The sequence below is a fragment of the Sphingopyxis macrogoltabida genome (assembly GCF_001307295.1).
In the GTDB taxonomy this organism is placed as follows: domain Bacteria; phylum Pseudomonadota; class Alphaproteobacteria; order Sphingomonadales; family Sphingomonadaceae; genus Sphingopyxis; species Sphingopyxis macrogoltabida_B.
This window is the reverse complement of sequence record NZ_CP012700.1, coordinates 3,228,564-3,251,196: the sequence shown is the minus strand read 5'-3', so window position 1 is coordinate 3,251,196 and position 22,633 is coordinate 3,228,564. Positions and strand designations below refer to the sequence as shown.

Annotated in this window: 19 protein-coding genes; 8 read left to right on the top strand and 11 right to left on the bottom strand. The window is 65.9% G+C overall.

Annotation, left to right across the window (positions count from 1 at the left end):
* Positions 1 to 70 precede the first annotated feature (70 nt).
* Positions 71 to 1,678 carry an AMP-binding protein gene (locus AN936_RS15145; RefSeq protein ID WP_054588827.1) on the top strand — a complete coding sequence of 536 codons (1,608 nt, stop codon included), beginning with the start codon at positions 71 to 73 and terminating at the stop codon, positions 1,676 to 1,678.
* On the opposite strand, the gene AN936_RS15140 is transcribed toward AN936_RS15145, so the two are convergent.
* The 4 genes from AN936_RS15140 to AN936_RS15125 all read right to left on the bottom strand — a co-directional run bounded on the left by AN936_RS15140 (position 1,650) and on the right by AN936_RS15125 (position 6,965).
* Positions 1,650 to 3,251, bottom strand: coding sequence for an AMP-binding protein (locus tag AN936_RS15140; protein WP_054590328.1), 1,602 nt, complete (start codon positions 3,249 to 3,251; stop codon positions 1,650 to 1,652). The two genes, AN936_RS15145 and AN936_RS15140, sit on opposite strands and share 29 nt — an antisense overlap.
* A 5-nt stretch (positions 3,252 to 3,256) precedes the next feature.
* Positions 3,257 to 4,048: a DUF2889 domain-containing protein gene (locus AN936_RS15135; protein WP_054588826.1), complete on the bottom strand. Its 792-nt coding sequence runs from the start codon at positions 4,046 to 4,048 to the stop codon at positions 3,257 to 3,259.
* A 109-nt stretch (positions 4,049 to 4,157) separates the two neighbouring features.
* Entirely contained in the window at positions 4,158 to 4,766 is a 609-nt protein-coding gene (locus AN936_RS15130) for a TetR/AcrR family transcriptional regulator (RefSeq protein WP_054588825.1), read from the bottom strand.
* 84 nt (positions 4,767 to 4,850) lie between these two features.
* Positions 4,851 to 6,965 (bottom strand): molybdopterin-containing oxidoreductase family protein, encoded by a 2,115-nt coding sequence (locus tag AN936_RS15125; protein ID WP_054588824.1) that lies wholly within the window; start codon positions 6,963 to 6,965, stop codon positions 4,851 to 4,853.
* Positions 6,966 to 7,062: 97 nt separating this feature from the next.
* Between AN936_RS15125 and AN936_RS15120 the strand changes: the two genes are divergently transcribed.
* The gene (locus tag AN936_RS15120; RefSeq protein WP_234715590.1) at positions 7,063 to 8,502 is read left to right on the top strand and encodes an aldehyde dehydrogenase family protein; all 1,440 of its coding nucleotides are present in this window, start codon (positions 7,063 to 7,065) and stop codon (positions 8,500 to 8,502) included.
* A 41-nt stretch (positions 8,503 to 8,543) separates the two neighbouring features.
* On the opposite strand, the gene AN936_RS15115 is transcribed toward AN936_RS15120, so the two are convergent.
* Genes AN936_RS15115 through AN936_RS15105 form a run of 3 tightly spaced genes read right to left on the bottom strand, consistent with a single transcriptional unit; the run spans position 8,544 to position 12,001 of the window.
* Positions 8,544 to 9,560, bottom strand: a complete 1,017-nt coding sequence (locus AN936_RS15115) for an acyl-CoA dehydrogenase family protein (protein ID WP_054588822.1) — start codon at positions 9,558 to 9,560, stop codon at positions 8,544 to 8,546.
* Positions 9,557 to 10,747, bottom strand: a complete 1,191-nt coding sequence (locus tag AN936_RS15110; RefSeq protein ID WP_054588821.1) for an acyl-CoA dehydrogenase family protein — start codon at positions 10,745 to 10,747, stop codon at positions 9,557 to 9,559. Before AN936_RS15110 ends, AN936_RS15115 begins: the two co-directional genes overlap by 4 nt.
* A gap of 57 nt (positions 10,748 to 10,804) precedes the next feature.
* Positions 10,805 to 12,001 carry a cytochrome P450 gene (locus AN936_RS15105; RefSeq protein ID WP_054588820.1) on the bottom strand — a complete coding sequence of 399 codons (1,197 nt, stop codon included), beginning with the start codon at positions 11,999 to 12,001 and terminating at the stop codon, positions 10,805 to 10,807.
* Positions 12,002 to 12,227: 226 nt separating this feature from the next.
* On the opposite strand from AN936_RS15105, the gene AN936_RS15100 reads away from it, so the two are divergent.
* Positions 12,228 to 14,363 (top strand): molybdopterin-containing oxidoreductase family protein, encoded by a 2,136-nt coding sequence (locus tag AN936_RS15100; protein ID WP_054588819.1) that lies wholly within the window; start codon positions 12,228 to 12,230, stop codon positions 14,361 to 14,363.
* An 11-nt stretch (positions 14,364 to 14,374) separates the two neighbouring features.
* Here the strand turns inward: AN936_RS15100 and AN936_RS15095 are convergent, their stop codons facing one another.
* Both AN936_RS15095 and AN936_RS15090 read right to left on the bottom strand, forming a co-directional pair.
* Positions 14,375 to 15,019: a TetR family transcriptional regulator gene (locus AN936_RS15095; RefSeq protein WP_054588818.1), complete on the bottom strand. Its 645-nt coding sequence runs from the start codon at positions 15,017 to 15,019 to the stop codon at positions 14,375 to 14,377.
* Between the two features lie 26 nt (positions 15,020 to 15,045).
* Positions 15,046 to 15,366 carry a 2Fe-2S iron-sulfur cluster-binding protein gene (locus AN936_RS15090; protein ID WP_054588817.1) on the bottom strand — a complete coding sequence of 107 codons (321 nt, stop codon included), beginning with the start codon at positions 15,364 to 15,366 and terminating at the stop codon, positions 15,046 to 15,048.
* Positions 15,367 to 15,494: 128 nt separating this feature from the next.
* Between AN936_RS15090 and AN936_RS15085 the strand changes: the two genes are divergently transcribed.
* From AN936_RS15085 to AN936_RS15065, 5 genes are read left to right on the top strand one after another with little or no spacing between them, the layout of a single operon-like run.
* Positions 15,495 to 17,111 (top strand): GMC family oxidoreductase, encoded by a 1,617-nt coding sequence (locus tag AN936_RS15085; protein WP_054588816.1) that lies wholly within the window; start codon positions 15,495 to 15,497, stop codon positions 17,109 to 17,111.
* Entirely contained in the window at positions 17,108 to 17,881 is a 774-nt protein-coding gene (locus AN936_RS15080) for an enoyl-CoA hydratase-related protein (protein WP_054588815.1), read from the top strand. Before AN936_RS15085 ends, AN936_RS15080 begins: the two co-directional genes overlap by 4 nt.
* Positions 17,882 to 17,891: 10 nt before the next feature.
* Entirely contained in the window at positions 17,892 to 18,668 is a 777-nt protein-coding gene (locus tag AN936_RS15075; RefSeq protein ID WP_054588814.1) for an enoyl-CoA hydratase/isomerase family protein, read from the top strand.
* 21 nt (positions 18,669 to 18,689) lie between these two features.
* Complete coding sequence (locus AN936_RS15070; protein ID WP_054588813.1) at positions 18,690 to 20,174, top strand: aldehyde dehydrogenase; 1,485 nt, start codon at positions 18,690 to 18,692, stop codon at positions 20,172 to 20,174.
* Positions 20,171 to 20,956 carry an SDR family NAD(P)-dependent oxidoreductase gene (locus AN936_RS15065; protein WP_054588812.1) on the top strand — a complete coding sequence of 262 codons (786 nt, stop codon included), beginning with the start codon at positions 20,171 to 20,173 and terminating at the stop codon, positions 20,954 to 20,956. The genes AN936_RS15070 and AN936_RS15065 overlap by 4 nt, the downstream gene beginning before the upstream one ends.
* On the opposite strand, the gene AN936_RS15060 is transcribed toward AN936_RS15065, so the two are convergent.
* Together AN936_RS15060 and AN936_RS15055 are read right to left on the bottom strand one after the other, a co-directional pair.
* On the bottom strand, positions 20,953 to 22,116 hold the full coding sequence (locus tag AN936_RS15060; protein WP_054588811.1) for a thiolase C-terminal domain-containing protein: 1,164 nt from the start codon (positions 22,114 to 22,116) through the stop codon (positions 20,953 to 20,955). The two genes, AN936_RS15065 and AN936_RS15060, sit on opposite strands and share 4 nt — an antisense overlap.
* On the bottom strand, positions 22,113 to 22,523 hold the full coding sequence (locus AN936_RS15055; RefSeq protein WP_054588810.1) for a Zn-ribbon domain-containing OB-fold protein: 411 nt from the start codon (positions 22,521 to 22,523) through the stop codon (positions 22,113 to 22,115). The genes AN936_RS15060 and AN936_RS15055 overlap by 4 nt, the downstream gene beginning before the upstream one ends.
* Between the last annotated feature and the right edge of the window lie 110 nt (positions 22,524 to 22,633).

Below are 22,633 nucleotides of genomic sequence, written 5' to 3'. Positions count from 1 at the left end.
TAAAAAGGGCTTTGCAAAAAATGCGACTTTACGCAGCCGTGAATCGGCAAGGCAAAGCGCGGGGAGAGTTATGGTCGACACGCTGAAGATGCCCTCGGTCCCGGTGCTGATCCGCGAACGCGCGGCGCGCGATCCGTCGGCGCCGTTCCTCACCGACGTCGCGGGCGGCACGATGACCGGCGGCGCGTTTCACGAGGCGGCGCTGCGTATTGCCGATGCCATGGCGGCAATCGGGATCGAGCCCGGCGAATGCGTCGCGACGATGCTCGATCCGTGCCTGACCGCTTATACGGCGTGGATCGGGCTGAGCTGGCGCGGCGCGCTCGAGGTGCCGATCAATCCCGAATATAAGGGCAATCTGCTCGCCTATGCACTGAACGATTGCCGTGCGCGGGTGCTGATCACCAGCAATGGCTGCATCGATCAGGTCAATGCGATCCGCGATCGGTTGGAGACGCTCGAACGCATTATCACGATCGATGATGCAGCGTACGTCAGCCAAATTCCGCTCGCGACGCTGGCATCGGTCGAGGCGGGTGCGCCGCGGCTCGAGCATGCGGAACCGACACTCACCGACACCAATGCCGTTATCTACACCTCGGGCACCACGGGCCCGTCGAAGGGTGTGTTGCAGGCGTGGGGTTCGATCCAGCAGGTCCAGCATAATTTCAGCGGTGAGGTGATCGATCCCGAACAGGTGCCGGTCTATTATTCGCCGTGGCCGACCTTTCATTCTTCGGGGCGTGTCGGCTTTGTCTTCGCGGCGGTGCGTGGCGGGCATATGGTGTTTCGCAGCCGCTTTTCGGTCAGCCATTACTGGGCCGATGTGCGGGCACATGGCTGTACCCATACGCAGTTGATGGGGATCGCGGGCTTCCTGATGAACGTCGAGCGGCGGTCGGACGACGCCGACAATCCGTTGCAGTGGGTGCTGATGAACCCGGTGCTCCCCAATTATCGCGATTTCGAGGCGCGCTTTGGGGTGAAGGTGTGCACCGGCTGGGGCATGACCGAAATCGGCTTTCCATTGAACGCGTCGAACCTTCCCAATGCGCAGACCTGCGGCAAGCTGTCGCCGCTCTATGAGGTGCGCATCGTAGACAGCGAGGGCCGCGACCTTCCCGACGGGCAGGCGGGCGAATTGCTGATCCGCGGCAAGGCGCCCTTCCTGATCACGCAGGGCTATCTGAACAAGCCCGAGGCGAACCGGAAGGCATGGCACGACGGCTGGTATGCGACGGGCGACATCCTGCGCCGCGATGCCGACGGTTATTTCTACTTCCTCGACCGCGCCAACGACTATCTGCGCGTGCGCGGCAACAATGTCTCGTCGCTCGAACTCGAAGGCGAGGTGCGCGGACATCCGGCGGTTGCCGAGGCAGCAGCGATCGCGGTGAAGGCGGCTGACGTTCCGGCGCTGTCCGGTAACGCCCGCGCCAGCGAGGACGAGATCAAGATCGCCGTGCAACTCAACGGCTCGGCGTCGCTCGCCGAGGGAGATCTTGTCGATTATCTCGCCGAGCGGCTGCCGCGCTACATGGTCCCCCGCTTCGTCGAGTTCGTTGCCGAGCTGCCGCGCACCCCGACGGGCAAGATCCGCAAGGCGGGGCTGCGCGAGGCGCCGGTCAACGACGCGACGTGGGACCGGCTCAGCCGATCCGTTCCCGCCGCAACCTGATCCCCGCCGCCTCGCGGTCCCAGGTGTCGGCGGTCACCCCGTCGTCGCGCAACGCATATTTCTGGATCTTCTGCGTCGGGGTGCGCGGCAGGTCGGGCATCAGGCGGAAATAGCGCGGCACCATATAGTGCGGCAGGCGCGTCGCGAGGAAATCGGTCAGCGCCTTGAGGTCGATGTCGGCGCCGTCCGAGGGCATGACGCACGCCATCACCTCATCCTCGGTCTTGTCGCTCGCGACCCCGATCACCGCCGCCTCCCGTACCCCGTTGAAGGCACGGATTTCCTGCTCGACCTCATAGGCCGAGATATTCTCGCCGCGCCGGCGGATCGCGTCCTTGCGTCGGTCGACGAAGAAATAATCGCCGTCGGCATCGCGGCGCAGCAGGTCGCCGGTGTGCAGCCAGCCGTTGCGCCAGGTTTCGGCGGTCGCTTCGGGATTCTTGTAATATTCGGTGAACATCGTCCAGGGCTGGTCGCAGCGCAATATCGCCTCGCCGACCGCCCCCTCGGGCACCTCGATGTCATGCTCGTCGACCAGCCGGATATGCTGCCCGGCGCGCAGCCGGCCGGCGACGCCGATCTTATCGGGGTTGAGCGGGCTCTGCACCGGGTTGGCGAGTTCGGTCATGCTATAGGCGGCGAAGGCGCCGACCCCGAAACGCGCGGTGAAAGCCTTGACGTCGGCGGTGTAGGGCACCGCGCTCACCGATCTCAGGCTGTGGTCGCGGTCGTCGTCCGACGGCGGCGCGCTGAGCAGGAAGGGGATCATCGCGCCGAGCAGCGTTGTGGTGTTCGCGCCATGCTCGCGGACAATCTGCCAGAACTGGTCGGTCTTGAACGATTCGACGAGCACGACCGATCCGGCGTTCGAGAGCTGGCCGTAAAGGCAGCCGAAGCCACCCGAGTGGAAGATCGGCAGATGCGCGAGATGACGGTACTCGCGGCCGATCATCGCCGGCATCGCGGCGTGATAGAAGGTCCACATATGCGCATAGGAGCACATCACCGCCTTCGACGGGCCGGTGGTACCCGACGTGAAGATGATCGTCATATTGTCCCAGGGCGCGAGCGGCCTCGCGAGGTCGCCGGCATGTCCGGGCTCGTCGAGCATCGCCTCGCCGTGGAGGGTGAGGCCGTCGACCGGATCCGCCTCGCCGCCGATGACGATGACCTTCTCGAGCATGCCGCGCTCGACCTCGGCGAGACGGGGCATGAGGTCGCGATGGACCAGCCCGACCCGGGCATCGGCGAGCCACAGCACATGCCGGAGCAGGCTGCCGCGATAGGCGAGGTTCGCAGGCACAAACACGGCGCCGAGCATATGCGTGCCGAGCCAGGCGCGCACTGCGGCCTTGCCATTGGGCAGCCAGTTGAAGACATGGTCGCCTTGTTCGACGCCCAGTTTCTTCAGGGCCGCCGCGGCGCGGTGTCCCTGTTCCAGTGCCTCGGCGAAGGTCCATTCGCTGCCGTCTTGAAAGCGCATGTAGAGATCGTCCGGATGCTCGCGCGCCTGCCGCTCGAGCAGATGGCGGGTGACGGCCTGGTCTGGCGTGGGGAAGGGCATGTCAGACATCGGCGTCATTCCTGCTGTGCACGGGTGAAGGGAAAAAGCGCGGCATCCTTGCGGCGGAGACCGGCGCGCGCGTTGGCGAGGCGGAGCGAGGTGGGGTAGCGTTCGGGCTGCGAGCCGAAGCAGGTCGCGGGCAACGGGCCCGACAGCGCGCCGTCGCGGCCATAATATTGGGCGATGTCCATGCGCCGGCCGCGCCCGACGAAGGCGCCGCGCTGGATCAGGAACAGGCGTTCGAATTCCACCGCCGACAGTCGCTCGGCGGCCCAGCGCGCGAAGCCTTTCAATAGGGGCGCTCCCGCATAGGCGGCGGGCGCGGTGATATGAAAATCGGCGTCGATCATGATTTCCAGCACAAGCGCGCCGTCCTGAAGGAGCTGCACCGGCTGTTTGTCGGCGTCGGAATCGGGCAGGATGACGTCATGCCGCCGGTCGTCGCGCGCCTGCGCGATATGCACCGCCGCGAGGCGCAGCGTGTCGAACATATGCGTACAGTGCAGTGTGGGTTCGGCCTGCAACCAGCGGGTGCGGAGGTCGCCGATCAGCCGCAGGCCCGCGAGGCCGGCGAGCGCGCTACCCGCGCCCGCGCAGCTCGTCAGCGGATGGCGCTCCCAGCGTCCTTCGATGGCGGTCAGCGCGCGGTCGTCGTGTTGGATCCGCAGCGCGAGAGCGTGAAACGGATCCTCCAGCACCGCTTCGATCCGGTCGGGAGCGAGGCGGCGGAAGCGTGTCGTCCGGACGAAATAGCCGTCGCCATAGGTGGGATTGGCGGGCCTTGGGTGCCCCGGATCGTCGGTCATCGCTCGATCGGGCCTCCCATGCTCTGTCGCGATTTTCGCGGCTATTTAATCGATTGATTAAATAGCTGTGTCAGCTTGGAGAGGAGGCGTCAAGCCGCCTGTGATGACCTCAGCGGATTTCGCTGCCCGCGAGCAGGGGTTGGACGATGAAACGCCGGATAAAGCGGCGCTTTTCGGCATCGTCGATCTGTGGCGAAGCGACCTGCAGCATCAGCATCGCTTGTGCCCGCGCGAGCCAGTAGATGCATTCGTCGATCTCGAGGTCGGTTGCGATGTCGCCGCGGGCGCGCGCCTGTTCGAACATGTTCGCCCACCAGGTGCGCTGCAACTGCTGCATCAGGCTGCTCGGCGAGATTACCGATTCCTGAAATTCGATGCTTTCGACCATGCGGCGAATATAGATATTCTCGTTCGCCAGCCGGATGACGAGCAGCAGCGTGTCGGACAGGAAATCGGCGAAATCGTCCGAGCGCACCAGCCGCCGCCGCACTTCGCTGTTGACCCGCCACGTCTCTCGCACTGAAATCTCGTCGAGGATCGCATCCTTGCTCGGATAATATTTATAGACGGTTGGACGCGACACCTTGGCACGGCTCGCGATATTCTCGATCGTCGTCTTGCCGATCCCATATTGCTCGAAACAATCATAGGCGGCGCGCAGGATGCGCTCCTGCGTCGAATTGTCGTCCGTCCGGGCTGCCACCGGGCCGCTGTCCATCACCTGATCTCCTGCCCCGCGACGGGGAATGCTGCATCGCGTCGTCGTTAGCAAGGCTGGCAGTGCGAACAAGTCGCAAATTCGTCACGCTGCGTCGGCGATCTTGCGGATCGATACCTCCAGTCCGTCCATGATCGTCGTGCCCGAGATCGCCTCGACCGCCTCCGGACCGACCGGGAGCAGCCAGTTGATGTTGCTGCCGCCCTGCGCATTGGCATGCTGCCAGCCGCCGTGGTGGCCCCAACCGTGCGGATAGCTGACAGTGCCGGGGCGCATGTCATCGGTGACCGCGATGCAGACGATGACCGTGGCGGCGCCGGTCGACAGGTCGACGGCCTCGCCATTGCTCACGCCCAGCCGCGCGGCATCGTCGGGATGCATCAGCAATTCGGGATGCTGGCTGCGGACGAGACGCGGTACATTGTGCAGCCAGCTGTTGAGCGAGCGGATGTCGCGGTGCGTGATCAGGCGCAGCGTATCGGTCGGTGCGGGCGTCAGCCGCGCGAACTCGTCGGCGATCATCGCATGCCACAGCTTCGCGCGCCCGTCGGCGATGCGCGGCCATGGAGCATAGGGATCGGGCAGGTCGACCATCACGCCGTGCGGCACGTCGCGGAGCTTGTCGAAGCTCCATCCGTCGCGCGCGCCCATGTCGTCGCCGGCGGGGCCGAGGCGGAAGGCCTTGTCGAGATCGTCCATCGGCCGGCCGTGCGTCGGCTTGCCCATGCGGGTCAGGATCGCGTTGAAAATCTCCCATTCGGAACGCGCCTCGCCCACCGGGGGGATGACCGCATCGGTGACCTGCACGAAGGGGCGGATCATCGAGCCGAGCCCCGCCATCGGATAATCGTCGCGCTCGAAAAAGGTCGGGACGGGCAGGATATAGTCGGCGTAGCGGTTGCTTTCGGTCTGGTAGAGGTCGAGCGCGACGATCAGGTCGAGTTGCCCAAGCGCATCGACCAGCGCCTGCCCGCCTGGCGCCGACATCACCATGTTGCCGCCGGTCAGGATCATCGCGCGCACCTGTCCGGGGCCGGGTTCCAGTATGTCGGCGGGCAGCATTGCCGAGGCGAGGAACTGCGCGACGCTGGGGAAGTCGCCGACGCGGCTGCGTGTGTCGCCATAGCCGCCGGTCAGCACCTTCTGCGATCCGCCGAGGATCGTGCGGCTGAAGATCGCGCCGCCCTGACGGCCCAATTTGCCGCCGAGCAGGTTGAGCGCGATCAGCAGGAAATTCTCGAGCGTCGCATGCGGCCCGCGGCACACGCCGAGACGGCCATAGGCGACCGCGCGCGGCGTCGCGGCGAAGCTGCGCGCGAGATCGCGGATCGTGTCGACATCGACGCCCGCACGCTCGGCACAGTCGGTGAGGTCGTTCCGCGCGACGGCGGCTGCCAAGTCCGCGAAGCCATCGGTATGCGCGGCGACATAGTCGGCATCGTACAATTCTTCGTCGATCAGGACCCGGAGCAGCGCGAGCAGCAGCCAGATGTCGCCATTGGCGCGCACCGCGACATGTTGGTAGCGGCGCGCAGTCTCGGTGCGGCGGGGGTCGACGACGACGACGCGTCCGCGTTCGGCGATCGCGTCGAGGTCGTGGCGCACGCGCGGCGACCAGACCATCGATCCATTGGAAACCAGCGGATTGGCGCCGAACATGAGCAGCATATCGGTATGCGGCAGGTCGGGGATGTCATAGGTCACCGCCGACCCGAAAGCGAGATAACAGGCGGTCAGCCGTGCGTTGGTATCCTGCGACCCCGCGCCATAATATTTGGTGATACCCAGCGTCTTGAGAAAGGCTTTCAGGCTGAAAGATACGTCGATGCCGAAGGCGATCGGATTGCCCTTGTACGATGCCACCGCGTCGGGGCCGTGGGTTTCGATCACCTGGCCGAGCCGTACTGCGATATCGTCCAGCGCCTCATCCCAGCCAACCGGCGCGAACTCGCCCGGGCCGCCGACGCGCTTCAGCGGGGTCAGGATGCGGTCGGGGTCGTAGGTGACATTGTGGAAGGCGATGCCTTTCAGGCAGACATGGCCCAACGAATGGGGATTTTCCTTGTCGGGCTGGACGTCGGTGATGCGGCCGCCCTCGACCTTGGCAGCAAGTCCGCAATGCGCTTCGCAGAGGCGGCAGAAGGTGACATGCACCCCGTCCTCGCCGGGCTGGAGCCGCTTCGGCTGGCTCTCGGTCATCGCCTGCTCCTCATGAATTGAACCTAATATCTAATATCATTTGATTATCGCCGCAAATGCTGCAAATCCGGGGACGAGAACCGGATTTCCGAACGAAATGGGCGAGACTAAAATGGACTTCACCACCAACTACACGCTGACCATCGATGGCGCTGCGGTCGACACTGCGGAGCGCGTCGACGTGATCAATCCCGCGACGGGCAAGGCCTTTGCTTCGGCTCCCGCGGCGGGGCAGGCCGAACTTGACCTCGCGGTCGCCGCGGCGAAGCGCGCGCTGCCGGCGTGGACGGCGCTCGGCTGGGAGGGACGGCGCGAACTGCTGGTCAAAGCGGCGAAGGCGATCGAGCCGCACCTTGATCAGTTTGCCGCCTTGTTCGTCGCCGAACAGGGGCGGCCGACCGCGCTTGCCAAGGGTGAGGTGCAGATGGGCGCCTGGTGGCTGAAGTCGGTCGCGCGGCAGGACCTGCCCAACGAAGTGGTCGAGGACAGCGACACGCGGCAGGTGATCGTCAAGCACGAGCCGCTGGGCGTCGTCGCCGCGATCGTACCGTGGAATTTTCCGTTCCTGCTCGCGATGTGGAAAATCGCGCCGGCCTTGCTCGCGGGTAACACGATGGTGCTGAAGCCCTCGCCCTACACGCCGCTCTGTTCGCTGAAGCTCGCCGAACTGTGGCGCGATATCCTGCCCGCCGGGGTCTATAACGTCATCTCGGGCGATGATGCGCTCGGTCCGCTGATGACCGCGCATCCGGGCTTTGCGAAGATCAGCTTCACCGGCTCGACCGCGACGGGCAAGCGGGTGATGGAGGCGGCATCGCGCGACCTCAAGCGCATCACGCTCGAACTCGGCGGCAACGATGCCGCGATCGTGCTGCCCGACGTAGACGTCGCCGAGGTCGCGCCGAAGCTGTTCTTCGGGTCCTTCTACAACACCGCGCAGGTCTGCATCGCGACCAAGCGCATGTATATCCACGACGATATCTATGACGAGATGCTGGCCGCCTTCCACCGGCTCGCGAAGGACGCGGTGGTCGGCGACGGGGCGCAGCAGGGGGTGCAATATGGTCCGGTCCAGAACCGCGCCCAATATGACCGCGTCCGCAGCCTGATCGACAGCGCGCGTGCCGAGGGGCTGAGCTTGCTGCAGGGCGCCGACGTGCCCGAGGGCGACGGCTATTTCATCCCGATCACCCTCGTCGACAACCCGCCCGAGGACGCTGCGGTGGTGACCGAGGAGGCGTTCGGCCCGGTGCTGCCGCTGCTGCGCTTCTCCGACATCGACGATGTCGTCGCGCGCGCCAATGATTGCGATTACGGGCTCGCGGGCGCGGTCTGGTCGAAGGATATCGACGCGGCGGTCGCACTCGCCGATCGGATCGAAACCGGCACCGTCTGGATCAACGACAATTTCCAGAACGGCCCGCATATCCCCTTCGCCGGCGCGAAGCAGTCGGGCTTCGGGGTCGAGAATGGCGCCGATGGCCTGCGCGAATTCACCTTTCCGAAGGTGATCTTCGTACCGAAGAAACCGGCCTGACGGGCGAGGGCGCATCGGCGGTTCCGGCATGCGCGCCCGGCCTAGATCCCGGCGATCCGGGCGAGGTGCCAGTCGCTATCCGCCCACAGCACCTCGATCGCCATCGCGCGCTTCACATAATGGCCGACCGGCAGCTCGTCCGTCATTCCCATGCCGCCGTGAAGCTGGATCGCCTGCTGCCCGACAAAGCGGCAGGCGCGGGCGACATTGACCATCGCGCTCGACACCGCTCGGGCGCGATCGGGAGCGGCTTCCCCGAGTGCCTCGACCGCGAGCCAGGCCGACGAGCGCACCAGCTCGCATTCGAGATACATGTCGACCATGCGGTGCTGGAGCGCCTGAAAGCCGGCGATCGGCTGGCCGAACTGGCGCCGCTGGCCGGTGTAGGCGATCGTCTGTTCGAGCAGGCTGTCGAGCAGGCCTACCGCCTCGGCGGCGAGCAGCGCGAGCGCGCGGTCGCGGGCTTCTTCGAGCAGGTCGAGCGCGCCGCCTTCGGGGCCGATCAGGGCTTCGGCGGGGAGGGCTTGGCCCTCGAAAATCAGATCGGCGGCGGGGTGGCGATCGATCGTCCGATAGGGCGACAGCCGGAGGCCTGCGGTCCGCGCGGGGTCGATCCGGAAGAGCGACAGCGCGTCGCCACCGGTGCGCGCGGCGACCAATAGGACATCGGTTTCGGCCGCCCAGCCGACGACCGCCTTGGTCCCGTCGAGACGCCAGCCGTCGCCGTCGCGCCGTGCGTGCGTCTCGATGCCTGCAAAATCGTAGCGCATAGCGGGCTCGGCCCAGGCGAGGGTCGCGATTACTGCGGCGGGCAAGGCCGGGGCGTTGCAGCGATCGAGCAGCCACGCCGCCGTTGCCGCGTCGGCGAAGGGCAGATGCGCGCAGGTGCGGCCGATCTCTTCGGCGATAATCGCACCCTGCCGCGTGTCGAGCAGCGCGTCGCCGATGCCGAGCCGTTCGGCGAAATCGGGCCAGCGAGGAGCTTCGTCCCTGCTGAGATACCCCCGCACCGCGTCCCGCAGCATCGTCTGTTCGGTTTCGGATAGCGGCGCGCTCATCGTGCCATCCCCGCCAGCGAGCGCCAGATGATATTCTTCTGCACTTCGGTCGAGCCGCCGTAGATCGTTTGGGCGCGCTCGAAGAGATAGGATTGCACCGCCACCGGGCCGAATGGCGAGGTCGCGGGTGCTGCCGCTGCCCAGTCGGCGCCGCCGCGATCGAGCATCGGCAGCCGGTTACGGCCGGCGAGGTCGATGGCCAGTTCGGTGATCGCCTGCGCGCATTCGGTGCAGGCGATCTTGAGCGCCGCCGCGGTCGCCATCGAAATCTCGCCGCGCAGCGCGCGCAGGATCGAGGCTTCGATCGCCGCGAGCCGCGCCTCGACGCGGGCATGGGCGAGGCGGAAAGCGGCGTCACGGTCCATCGTGCCGCCGCCGTTCGCGGGCAGCCGCGCCGCTTCTTCGAGCAGCTTGGCGAGATCGCGCTTCTTCGATCCGATATGCGCGTAGGACAGTCGCTCGTTCTTGAGCAGCACATTGGCATAGTGCCAGGCCTGACCCTCGTCGCCGATGCGGTTGGTGACCGGCACGCGGACATTGTCGAATTCGATGCGATTGAGCTCGTCCGACCCGTCGATCAACCGGATCGGGTGGACGCTGATCCCGGGCAGATCGAGCGGCGCGCAGATCAGCGAAATGCCCTGCTGCTTGCGCTCCTCGCGGCTGGTGCGCGCGAGGCAGAAGATCCAGTCGGCCCACTGCGCGCCCGACGTCCAGATCTTCGTGCCGTTGAGGATATAATCGTCGCCGTCGCGCACCGCCGAAAAGCGCAACGAAGCGAGATCGGACCCGGCTTCGGGTTCCGAATAGCCCTGCGCCCAGAAACTGCGCGATTCGAGGATCGCGGGCAGCCATTCAGCCTTCTGCTGTTCCGATCCGAACGCCGCGATGATCGGCCCGATATAGATCACCGCCATCGGAATGATCGCGGCGGCGTGCGCGAGTTCGAGTTCCTGATCGAAGATATAGCGTTCGGTCGGCGTCCAGCCGGTGCCGCCGACCTCGCGCGGCCAGCCGACGCCGAGCCAGCCGCGCGCATTCAGCGCGCGCTGCGCGTCGATATGATCCTGCTTGGTAAGCCGCTGCCCCGCCTTGTTCCTGGCGATGACGTGCGCGGGATAGTCACGTGCGAAAAACGTCCGCACGGCATCGCGAAATTCGGCTTCTTCGGCAGTCAGTTTGAGCACGTCGGGATCCTGTCGACAGGGTGGGACAGCGGGTTACGGCCCCACCCTAGAACATGGTCAGGACGCGCGGAAGGTGACCGGCAGCGTTTTGAGCACCCGCGATTCCCCGACCGCGAAATCGGGCTGGAAATCGGAGCGGATCTTGAGGTCGGGCAGGCGCTCGAAGATCGAGCGGATCATCATTTCGAGCAGCGCCTTGGCGAAATGCTGGCCGATGCAGATATGCGCGCCGCCGCCGAAGCCCAGATGGTCATGCTCGCTGCGCACCGCGCGGTCGAAGCGGACCTCGTTGGGGTCGGCGAAATGGCCTGGGTCGTGGTTCGCGGCGCCGTTCATCGCCATGATATAGTCGCCGGCCTTGAGCGGACAGCCCTCGAGCTCGGTGTCGCGCGTGACGGTGCGGCGGAGGCCCTGGATCGGCGAGGCATAGCGCACGAATTCCTGCAGCGCGGTCGGGAAATCGATCTCGCCGTTCAGCAGCTTTGCGCGCTCCTCGGGATGTTCGATCAGGTACCAGAGCGACATGCCGGCGACCGCGCTGGTCGTGTCGAGCCCGCCGAACAGCACCAGCGTCGCAATGCCGACGATTTCGTCATCGGTCAGCTTTTCTCCGCCGATTTCGGCGTCGATCAGCGTCTGCATCAGATCGTCCTCGGGCGGCGACTGCCGCCGCCGCGCGGCAAATTCATACAGATACTGGCTGAGTTCGAGGCCATATTGGCCGCAGGTTTCGGGATCCTCGACGCGCATGCGGGTGAGGAAGTCGATCTTGTGCGACAATGTTTCCCAGTCCGCGCGGGGTACGCCGAGGAAGGGCATGATCACCGTCGCGAGCGTCGGGCGGACAAGCTGTTCCTGCAATTCGGCCTCGCCGACCGGGACGATCGCGTCGAGCAGCTCGGTGATGATCGCCTCGAAACGCGGGCGATATTTCTGGATCGCGTCGGGCAGGAAGATCGGGTTGAGCAGCTTGCGCATCCGCGTCTGCTGCGGCGGATCGAGGTCGATGGGATAAAGTGCCAGCGGCTGCTTGGGGAGAGCAGTGCCGTCGGCCGAACTGAAGGTCCGGAAATCGTCATAGACGCGGCGCGTTGCGGCATAGTTGGTGGTGTACCAGAAGCCGCCGAGCTGTTCCGACCGGGCGACCGGACAGCCGCCGGCGCGGACCTTGTCATAGAAGTCATAAGGGCGCTGCATCAGCGTGCGGTCGTGCTGGCTGAATTCTTCCACCGCATAGTCTTTGACGTCCGCCATCGATCGATCCTCTCGCCTGTGCCACCCGCGGGCCTTTTCGCGATGCAATTTCGATCAAACGGCAAGCCGTGTCAACCAATCGATTAATTGTTTTCGGGGCGCGCTAACAGAAAAACGGCACTTTTCGGCTATTTCATCGATCTGTGGCGACTTTACATTTCGAAGAATATGGACAGTCGGCGAAAAGGATGAGAGGTTCTAACCGATCAACTAACTGGAGCGAATCATGCGGCCAGCGACGGGCGAGGACGGCGACCATATCACCTTCTGCCGCATCTGCACGGCGGTGTGCGGGCTGGTGGCGACGGTCGAGGACGGCAAGGTGGTGCGCGCGCGGCCCGACCCCGACAACCCGTCGTCACAGGGTCATGCCTGCGTGAAGGGTATCGCCTATCATGGCGTGACCCACGACCCCGACCGCGTGACGCGGCCGATGAAGCGTGTCGCGCCGGGGCGTTTCGAGCCGGTGAGTTGGGACGAGGCGCTGGGCGATATCGCCGCGCGGCTTTCGGCGATCATCGCCGAACATGGTCCCGATGCGGTGGCGAGCTATCAGGGCAATCCGCCCGCCTATGCCACCGACGGCATGACGGGCTTCCGCATGTTCCTGAAGGCGCTGGGAACGACCAAGATTTATGGCGCGGGGTCGCAGGACACCAACGCGCGCTTTACCGCGAACTGGATACTTTACGGCAGCCCGCTGACGATCGACGTGCCCGACGTCAACAATGCCGACTTCATGCTGATCTTCGGCGCCAACCCGCTGATCTCGCACGGCTCGCTGATCTTCACCCCGCGCGTCCGGCACCAGCTCGACGCGGTCGCGGCGCGCGGCGGGGTCGTCGTTGTCGATCCGCGGCGCAGCGAGACCGCGGCGCGCTACGAACATGTCGCGATCGAGCCCAATTCGGATTGCTGGCTGATGCTGGCGATGCTCAAGACGCTCGCCGACGAGGGGCTGGCCGATGAGGCGTTCCTCGCCGAACGCTGCGCGGGTTGGGGCGAGTTGCAGGTGGCGCTTGCGGGTATCGATTATGCCGATGCCGCGCAGCGCACGGGCATCGATGTCGAAACGATCAAGACCCTCGCGCGGCGGCTGACCGCCAGCCCGAAGTCGGTGTGCTACGGCCGCGTCGGCATCTGCCGCGGGCCGCATGCGACGCTCGCGAACTTCCTGCTGTCGGCGCTCAACATGGTCGGCGGAACCTTCGGACACGAAGGGGGTAGCACGTTCGCGACGCCGGTGCTTGCGGGCAGCGACCGTGCTACCGCTGGCGGCTATGACGAGGTGCGCAGTCGCGTCGGCAATTTCCCCAGCGTGACGCAATTCCTGCCCTCGGCGGTGATGCCCGACGACATTCTCGAACCCGGACCGGGCAAGGTCCGCGCGCTCCTGTCGCTTGGCGGCAATGTGCTGCTCGCGGCGCCGGGGGGTGACCGGTTGCGGCGCGGGCTCGAACAGCTCGAGCTATCGGTGTCCTTCGACCTCTATATCAACGAGGCAGGGTCCTACGCCGATTATGTATTACCCGGCCTGACCTTCTACGAGCGTGCCGACCTGCCGATGGTGCCGTTCATGAGCATGGTGCAGCCCTTCCTGCAATATGCCGAGCCGGTGATCGCGCCGGTCGGCGAGGCGCGGAGCGAGTTCGACACCTTTTGCGAGATTTTAGCGCGGATGGGGCTGCGCATGCCCGCTTCGTCGCCCGATGAGGTGGCGGCGCAGGCGGCGGGCGGGCAGATGCGCCCGCTCGAAGTGCTCGACGGCGCGATCCGGCAGGGGCCGGCGGGCGTACATGGCGACTGGTCGATCGACAAATTGCGCGAGCATCCGCACGGCGTGATGCTCGATATCCCGATCCCCTGGGGCAATCAGGAGAAGATCGCGCACGCCGACGGCCGTATCCATCTGTGGGATGATATGGTCGCCGCAGAACTCGGCCGCCTGTTCGCCGCGGCGCCGGTCGAGGGGCTGAAGCTGCTGTCGCGGCGCGACATGCGCTCGCACAATGGCTGGCTCCACAATGTCGACCGGCTGATCCGCTCGCAGAAGCCGACCTTGCATATCCATCCCGACGATGCCGCCGAGCGCGGCCTCGCCGACGGCGACCGCGCGACCTTGTCGAACCGTTTCGGCGCGATCGAGGTCGAGGTCGAACTCAATGACGATCACCGGCGCGGCACCGTTTCCTATCCGCATTGCTTCGGGCATGACACGGGCGGCTGGCAGCGCGCGAACCGGGCCGGCGGCGCAAACGTCAACATCCTGCTCGGGCACGGCCCCGATGTCGTCGAGGCGGTGTCGGGGACGACGCTGATGGACGGGATCGCGGTCGAGGTGACCGCGCTACAGCCGGCGTGAACGCGGTGGCTTTAGGGCGCGAGGCCGCGCAGATAGATGTCGCAGACCATCTCGGCATATTTCTGCTTGATCCCATCGTCGAGCTTCGCGACCCCCAAGGTCGACGGCACCGAATAGCCGGCGTGGAAAATATGGTCTGCCGCGCCGACGAGGCAATAATAGAGCAGTCCGGGATCGACGTCCTTCAGCACGCCTTCGCGCACCCCCTGCGCGACGATGTCGCGATAGACCTCGATCATCGGCTCGATGAAGATTTGCGCGACGCGCTTGCTCGCCGCGGGGCTGCCGGACTCGACCATATAGTGGATCAGCCGGTTGATGTAGGGCGAGCGATAATAGGCGTTGATGATGCCGTTGATGTGGATCTTCAGCTTCTTTTGCGCCGGAATGTCCATTTCGCTGAGCGCTTTGAGCGCGGTCATCGCAGTCTCGGCGTCGCGTTCGAGCACCGCGAGCAGCAGCCCTTCCTTGTTGCCGAAATAATATTTGATCATCGCGCTGTTCACGGACGCACGCTGCGAAATCTCGTTCAGCGACACGTCGATCGTCGTCGCCTCGGACAGCAGCTGCGCCGTCGCGTTCAAAAGCGCCTCGGCCGATGCCGAACGTTCCTCGCGCCGGGCTGCCTTGATCGTCAAGCCGCTGTCTTTGTCCATGCTGATGTCCGTTGTCTCCGCCCCGCCTACCGTTGGGACTCGGGAAGGAAGACTGTCAAGCCCTCCAGATCGTCGGTCATCGCGATCTGGCACGAAAGGCGGCTGTTCGGGCGCGGGTCGTTGACGCAGTCGAGCATCTCGCTTTCGTCGGCGCCGGCGGGGCCGACACGCTCTAGCCAGTCGGGGGCGATGTAGATGTGGCAGGTCGCACAGGCGCAGACCCCGCCGCAATCGGCCTCGATCCCCTCGACCATATTGTCACGCGCGCCGCGCATGACGGAATCGCCGACCTCGATCTCGATCGTCTCGACGCTTCCGTCCGCTGCATGGAAATTCACGCTCGGCATATGCTTTTCCCCGTCCCGGCCATGGTGGATCAATCCACTTTCAATCGATCAATTAATATTGCATGGTGACGGTGTCAATGAATGCGCTTATGCAGAGAAAAATTAATTAGTCGATTGATGGAGAGGTCATGGCGGGCGAGGAAGCGGACTATGAAGCGGACTATATCGTCGTGGGCGGCGGCAGTGCGGGTTGCGTCCTGGCGGCCCGGCTCAGCGAGAATCCGGGCGTCCGCGTCGCGCTGGTCGAGGCGGGCGGCGAATCGACCGGTTTGATGGTCCAGATGCCCGTCGGCTTCGCCAAGATGCTAGTCGACGACCGATACGACTGGAAATATTGGCAGCTCCCCGACGAATCGATCAACGGGCGGCGCTTCATCTGGTCGGGCGGGCGGATGCTCGGCGGCGGCAGCGCGATCAACGGCCAGGTCTATATCCGCGGAACGCGCGCCGATTTCGACGCGTGGGAACGGCTGGGTGCGACGGGGTGGAATTTCGACAGCGTCTTTCCCTATTTCCTGCGCAGCGAGAGCTGGAACGGCGCACCGAACCAGAGTCACGGATCGCAGGGGCCGCTGTCGGTGTCGCCGATGCGCGACCCGCATCCGCTGTGCGATCTCTTCCTCCGCGCCTGCGAGCAATATGGCCTTGCGCGGCTCGACGATTATAACGGCGGGCAGATGGAGGGGGCCTATCTCACGCAGGCGACGCAGCGCGACGGCTGGCGCTGCAGCACCGAAAAGGCCTATCTTCGCGACGCGCGGAAGCGGCCCAATCTGACGACCGTGACCCATGCGCATGTCGAAACGATCATTCTCGAAAATGGCGAGGCGGTCGGCATCCGCTACCGGCAGGGCGGCGATGCCAAGGTGCTGCGCGCGCGCCGCGAAGTGATCGTCTCGTCGGGGTCGATGGGATCGCCGGCGCTGCTGTTGCGCTCGGGGATCGGTGCCGGCGACTATCTGCAATCGCGCGGGATTGCGGTGCAGGCCGACCGGCCCGAGGTCGGCCACAACCTGCAGGAACATCCCGGCATCACCCAGAACAAGTTCGTCAGCGTGCCGACGCTCAACAGTCAGGTCGGCCCGCTCGACATGGTCCGCCACCTCACCAAATTCTTCTGGAACAAGACGGGGCCGATGGGCGCCCCCGCGGTACAGGCGATGGGCCTCGCACGGACGCGCGACGGGCTCGACGAACCCGACGTACAGCTCCATTTCATGCCGCTTGCCTATAATGTCGAGCCCGAGACGGTGTCGTCGGCCGAGGCGGTGATGCCCAAGGAACCGTGCATCAGCATCAACGTCTCGCTGACGCGGCCGAAGTCACGCGGCCGCGTCGAGCTGGGCGATGCGCTCGAGCCGGTGATCAACCACCAGTTGCTCGGCGAGCGTGCCGACGTCGACACGCTGATCGGCGCGATGAAGCTGGTCGACCGGCTGTTCGCGATGCCCGCGCTGAGCGCGATCACGCTCGGCGACCGCTCGCCCGACCCGGTGCCGGCCGACGATGCCGGCTGGGAGGCCTATGTCCGCGCCAAGACGATGATCACCTATCACCCCGTCGGCAGCTGCCGCATGGGGTCGGACGCCGGCTCGGTCGTCGATCCCGAGTGCCGCGTGCGCGGGGTCGGGCGGCTACGCGTCGCCGACGCCTCGATCATGCCGCAGATCACCAGCGGCAACACCAATGCCGCAACGATCATGATCGGCGAAAAGGCCGCCGAGATGATCCGCACCAACGCATGAGCACTACCGCTGCCTACGACTTCGAGTACATAACGGTCGAGCGGCCGGCGCCCGGCATTGTCCTGTTGACGCTCAACCGGCCCGAGCGGATGAATGCGACCAACGACGTGCTGCACAGCGAACTCGTGCGGCTACCCGCGCTGATCGATGCCGACCCGGATGCCCGCGCCGCGGTCGTGACTGGGGCGGGGAGCGCCTTTTGCGTCGGCGGCGACTGGGCCGACATCGCGGGCGACGGCAACGATTATGCCAACAAGATCCGGATGATGCGCGAAACGTCGCAGATACTGACCGCACTGATCGAGATGCGCAAACCGCTCGTCTCGGCAATCAACGGCCCGGCGGCGGGGATCGGGCTCGCGCTCGGGCTGCTCGCCGATATTTCGGTGGTGAACGAAGAGGCCAACCTCTCGGACGGCCATCTGCGCATCGGGCTCGCCGCGGGCGATCATGCTGCGATGGTCTGGCCCTTGCTCTGTTCGATGGCGAAGGCGAAGCGCTATCTGCTCACCGGCGACAAATTGAACGGCCGCGAGGCGGAGCGCGTCGGGCTCGTTTCCGACGCGGTGCCCGCGGCCGACGTGCTGCCGCTCGCGCTGCGTTATGCCGCGACGCTCGCCGAGCGCTCGCCGCTCGCGGTCGAGCTCAGCAAGCGCGCGCTCAACCATTGGCTGCGCGATGCGATGCCGATTTTCGAAGCGTCGCTGGGTTACGAGATGGTGACCGCCTTCGACCCCGACCAGACGGCGCATGTGCCGTCCAGGAACTGAGGATATAGTGATGACCACCGAACCGACGCTGATCGTCGCGACCCCCGCGCCGGGCGTGCTGCACCTGATTTTCAACCGGCCGGATGTGCACAACGCCTACGACACGCCGACCTTTACGGCCTTTGCCGAACAGCTCGACCGCGCCGCGAGCGACCCCGATATCCGCGCCATTGTAATAAGCGCGCGCGGGGGCAAGGCGTTCAGCGCCGGCTTCGACATCCATGAAATGGCCGGCTTCGATGCCGCGACGATGCGCCGCGCCTTCGAGAGGCGCGATCCGGTGTTCGGGCGCGTCGCCACGCATCCTTTGCCGATCATCGCCGCGATCGACGGCATCTGCTTCGGCGCGGGCGCGCTGCTCGCGCTCGCCTGCGACATGCGCATCGCGACCCCCGGCTTTCGCTTCAAGGTCACCGCCGTCGGCTATGGCTGCGCCAATGCCACCTGGTCGCTGCCGCGTGCGGTTGGCGCACCACGCGCCAAGGCGATCCTGATGACCGGGCAGGTCGTCGGAGCCGAGGAGGCAGAGCGCATCGGGCTGGTCAATGCGGTCGTCGAGGCGTCGGACCTCGACGCGCACGCCATCGCGCTTGCCTCGGCCATCGCCGCGCATCCGCCGCAGGGGATCAAGGGCATCAAGACGCTCGTCGACGGCAGCCTGACGCGCACACCGATCGAGGGCTGGCAGGCCGAATATGACTGGATGATCGCCAGCATGACCGACGCCCCCGGCGGCGGCGAGACTTTCGGAAAATTCCTGTCCGAGCACGACGACCACAAACGCTGAACACGAGATCAGGAGAGTAGAATGATCGGCCAAGCCAACGCGCAGGTGGCGCATCCCGACCGGCTTTTCATCGGCGGACGCTGGATTCCCGTCGAGGGCAGCGGGCGCTTCACGGTGACCAACCCCGCGACCGAGGAAGCCTTCGGCGAAGTCGTCGCTGCCGGCGCGCCCGAGGTCGAACGCGCCGTCGCTGCGGCACGCAAGGCGTTCGACGAGGGACCCTGGCCGCGGATGTCGGCCGCCGAACGCGCGACCTATATGCGCGCGCTGTCGCAGGCACTGCAGCGTCGCGGCGCCGCGCTCGACAGCGCGTGGATATCGCAGGTCGGGGTGCCGATCTGGATGGCGCAGGGCTCGGGTGCGGGCACGGCAGGGCTGCTCGACTATTATGCCGGGCTCGCCGAGGCATATCCGTTCGAGGATGTGCGTCCGTCGAACGGCATGATGTCGAAGGTTGCGGTGGTGGTGCGCGAGCCGGTCGGCGTCGTCGCTGCGATCGCGCCGTGGAACGGGCCGCTCGCTTCGTTGCTGATCAAGCTGGCGCCCGCGCTCGCGACCGGATGCACTGTCATCCTGAAGCCCGCCCCCGAAACCCCGCTGGAGGCGTTCATGCTCGCCGAAGCCGCCGAGGAGGCGGGTTTCCCTGAGGGGGTAATCAACCTGCTGCCCGCCGACCGCGAGGCATCGGACCTGCTCGTCCGCCATCCCGGCATCGATAAAGTCGCCTTCACGGGCTCGACCGAGGTAGGGCTGCATATCGCCCAGGTCTGCGCCGGGCGCATGGCGCGCTTCACGATGGAGCTCGGCGGCAAGTCGGCGGCGATCGTGCTCGACGATTTCGAGCCCGAGGCGATGGGTCCCGCGCTCGCGCCGATGATCACCCTGCTGTGCGGCCAGGTGTGCATCAATTTCAGCCGCGTGCTCGTCCCGCGCGCACGCAAGGATGCCTACGTCGAAAGCCTTGCCGCCGCGATGGCAGCGACCAGCATCGGCGACCCACTCGACGCGAACACGATGATGGGCCCGCTCGCGATGGCACGGCACCATGCCAAGGTGTCGAGCTATTTCGACAAGGGCGTTGCCGAGGGTGCGCGCATCGCGACCGGCGGCCGCCGCCCGCCCGCGCTCAACAGCGGCTATTATGTCGAACCGACGGTGTTCGCCGACGCGACCAACGACATGGCGATCGCACAGGAGGAAATCTTCGGCCCTGTCACTGCGGTCATCCCCTATGACAGCGTCGAGGAAGCGATCGCCATCGCCAACGACAGTCCGTTCGGCCTGTCGGGCGGCGTCTACACCCACGACACCGACCGCGCCTATGGCGTCGCGCGGCGCATCCGCACCGGCCATTTCACCCAGAACGGCCGCGATTTCGACCTGACCAACCCGTTCGGCGGCTTCAAGAAATCGGGCGTCGGACGCGAGGGCGGACCCGAGGGGATCGAACCCTTTACCGAGGTCAAGACCGTTTTCCTGCCGCAGGCGCCCGGCACGCTCGCATGAGCGCCGACTACACCGCCGGACTGTTCGACGTCGCGGGCAAGCGGGCGCTGGTGACCGGCGCGACCTCGGGCATCGGCCGGATGATCGCGCGTGGGCTGGCGCAGGCGGGTGCCGAAGTGTGGGTCGTCGCGCGCGGCGCCGACGACGTCGATGCGATTGTCGGGGAATTGGGCGGCAAAGCGCAGGGTGTCGTGGCGGATATCGCGACCGAGGACGGCATCGCGCGCATCGCCGAGGCGCTCGGCGACCGGCCGCTTCATATCCTCGTCAACAATGCGGGGACCGATCGCCCGACCCCGCTCGACGCCGAGGGGCGCGAGGATTTCGACGCGGTGCTCGGGCTCAACCTCACCACGCCCTTCCTGCTGACGCGCAAGTTGCTCTCGCAGCTCGAAGGCGCCGCCAGCCCCGGCGACCCGGCGCGCGTGATCAACATCGCGTCGATCGCCGCGCTCAACCCCGGCCATCTCGAAAATTTCGCCTATGCGTCGAGCAAGAGCGGGGTCGCGATGATGTCGCGCCATCTCGGCCGCCATCTCGCCAAGCGCAACATCAGTTGCAACGCGATCGCACCGGGCCTGTTCCCCTCGCGCCTGACCGAGCAATTTCTCGGTATGGGGGAGGCGGACGAGGTCCCCAAGGCATTCGTTTCGCCGCTCGGTGCACGGGCGGGCGAGATGGACGATATCGCGGGCGCGGTGATCTATCTTTCGTCGCGCGCGGGCGCCTGGGTGACCGGCGTGCTGCTCCCGGTCAGTGGCGGCATCTCGACCGTCAGTTAATCCACCCCGAAGATTGCCGAACTGATCGTCGGCGCGCCGGGGCCGCCGGCGAGCAGACAGGTCCGCGCGTCCGGCACGGGGTTCGGGCTTTCGCCGCGCAGGCAGCGCACCGCTTCGACCGCGGTGACGAAGCCGTGGACGAAACCATGCGCGAGGTTCCCGCCCGAGGTGTTGACCGGCAGCTTGCCCGACGGCGCGATCAGATTCTCGAAGCGCACGACCTCGGCGACATTCTCGTAGGTGCAGAAACCGTGATCGATCAGCGACGCGATGCCCTGCGCGCTGAAATTCTCATAAAGCTGGACGACGTCGATATCGGCGGGGGTCAGCCCGGCGGCGCCGTACAGCCGGTCGCGGATGGCGCGGAAACCCGCAGTCGGGTATAGGTCGGTCGCGTCGTTTTCGAGCAGGTCGCCATAACCTGCTTCGGTGCCCTGCGCGACCGACAGCAATTTGACCGGTTTCTTCTTCAGGTCGCGCGCCATCTCGGTCGACACGAGCAGGATCGCCCCGGCGCCGTCATTCTCGCGGCTGCAATCGAAGAGGTGGAAGGGTTCGGCGATGATCCGCGACTCGCGATACTCATCATGGTCGAACTCTTTGCCATAGGCGACCGCGTCAGGATTGCGGCTGCCGTGGTAATAGGAAGCGCGGACCAGTTCCTCGCACAGCTCGTACGGCACGCCGTGATATTCGAACATCCGCTGCGCACGCATCGCGCAGACCTGCGCGGGCGCGAGGATGCCCGACGACACCATATGGTCGTTGAGGTGGTGCGCCATCACGGCCGCCGACAGCCGCCCGCTATTGCCCTCGACCAGTGCGCGAAAGACGACGACCGCGCGCGCCTGGCCGGTCAGGATCGCCGAGGCAGCGATGCCGAAGGCGCCCGCGATACCGCCGCCGCCGCCGCCCCACACCTGCGCCGACCAATTGATCGCCTTGGTACCGAGGTCGGGCATCAGCCGCACCGGCTCGTTCTTGTCGTCGCCATAGGAGACGAAGCCGTCGACGTCGGCAGGGTCGAAGCCCGCATCCTTGCACGCATCTACGATCGCGTGGACGAGCACGCCGCGCTCGGGCAGGGGCGCGGTGCCGCGCTTATACTGGCGATAGCCGACGCCGGCGGCGGCCGTCAGGCCGGACAGGTTGGGGGTCATGCAAGCCTCCAGCGCAGCGCAGGGATTTCTGCGTCACCGAAGGCGGTGCGCGCGATGGTGCCGGTGACGGGGGCGCCGATTTTCAGCCCCGCCTCGTCGCCTTCGAGCACGCCGACCAGACGCACCGGCACGGTATCGAGGGTGACGACGAGCGTCGAAAAGGGTTTGGCGAAGGATTCGGTGCCGCCGAACGGGTGGTGCGTGCGGGTGTAGGTGAAGACCGTGCCCGTCAGCGGCTGCTCGACCCACTTATGGTCCCAGCCGCCACAGCTGCCGCACCGCCACACCGCAGGCCAGTGCCATTCGCCGCAACCCGTGCAGCGCGGCAATTCGAGCCGCCCTTCCAGAAGCGCATCCCAATAGCGCCCTTCGGCGCCGATCGGCCCCGTTGCTGAATGATAGGTCATTCGCCCCGCATCCTTTCCCGCCGCTTTCCAGCGGCCATTGCATCATTTATCTACACTATATAGATTCGATGCCGACGTGCAATGGTGAAGTGCGCGGGACGGGATAAAGC

Coding starts and splice junctions, on each gene's coding strand:
- AN936_RS15090 (WP_054588817.1), bottom strand. CDS start 15,366: ATGCCGAGCGTGAATTTCCATGCAGCGGACGGAAGCGTCGAGACGATC.
- AN936_RS15105 (WP_054588820.1), bottom strand. CDS start 12,001: ATGGCGGACGTCAAAGACTATGCGGTGGAAGAATTCAGCCAGCACGAC.
- AN936_RS15130 (WP_054588825.1), bottom strand. CDS start 4,766: ATGGACAGCGGCCCGGTGGCAGCCCGGACGGACGACAATTCGACGCAG.
- AN936_RS15115 (WP_054588822.1), bottom strand. CDS start 9,560: ATGAGCGCGCCGCTATCCGAAACCGAACAGACGATGCTGCGGGACGCG.
- AN936_RS15135 (WP_054588826.1), bottom strand. CDS start 4,048: ATGACCGACGATCCGGGGCACCCAAGGCCCGCCAATCCCACCTATGGC.
- AN936_RS15060 (WP_054588811.1), bottom strand. CDS start 22,116: ATGACCCCCAACCTGTCCGGCCTGACGGCCGCCGCCGGCGTCGGCTAT.
- AN936_RS15085 (WP_054588816.1), top strand. CDS start 15,495: ATGGCGGGCGAGGAAGCGGACTATGAAGCGGACTATATCGTCGTGGGC.
- AN936_RS15070 (WP_054588813.1), top strand. CDS start 18,690: ATGATCGGCCAAGCCAACGCGCAGGTGGCGCATCCCGACCGGCTTTTC.
- AN936_RS15055 (WP_054588810.1), bottom strand. CDS start 22,523: ATGACCTATCATTCAGCAACGGGGCCGATCGGCGCCGAAGGGCGCTAT.
- AN936_RS15145 (WP_054588827.1), top strand. CDS start 71: ATGGTCGACACGCTGAAGATGCCCTCGGTCCCGGTGCTGATCCGCGAA.
- AN936_RS15065 (WP_054588812.1), top strand. CDS start 20,171: ATGAGCGCCGACTACACCGCCGGACTGTTCGACGTCGCGGGCAAGCGG.
- AN936_RS15075 (WP_054588814.1), top strand. CDS start 17,892: ATGACCACCGAACCGACGCTGATCGTCGCGACCCCCGCGCCGGGCGTG.
- AN936_RS15140 (WP_054590328.1), bottom strand. CDS start 3,251: ATGTCTGACATGCCCTTCCCCACGCCAGACCAGGCCGTCACCCGCCAT.
- AN936_RS15100 (WP_054588819.1), top strand. CDS start 12,228: ATGCGGCCAGCGACGGGCGAGGACGGCGACCATATCACCTTCTGCCGC.
- AN936_RS15120 (WP_234715590.1), top strand. CDS start 7,063: ATGGGCGAGACTAAAATGGACTTCACCACCAACTACACGCTGACCATC.
- AN936_RS15095 (WP_054588818.1), bottom strand. CDS start 15,019: ATGGACAAAGACAGCGGCTTGACGATCAAGGCAGCCCGGCGCGAGGAA.
- AN936_RS15125 (WP_054588824.1), bottom strand. CDS start 6,965: ATGACCGAGAGCCAGCCGAAGCGGCTCCAGCCCGGCGAGGACGGGGTG.
- AN936_RS15080 (WP_054588815.1), top strand. CDS start 17,108: ATGAGCACTACCGCTGCCTACGACTTCGAGTACATAACGGTCGAGCGG.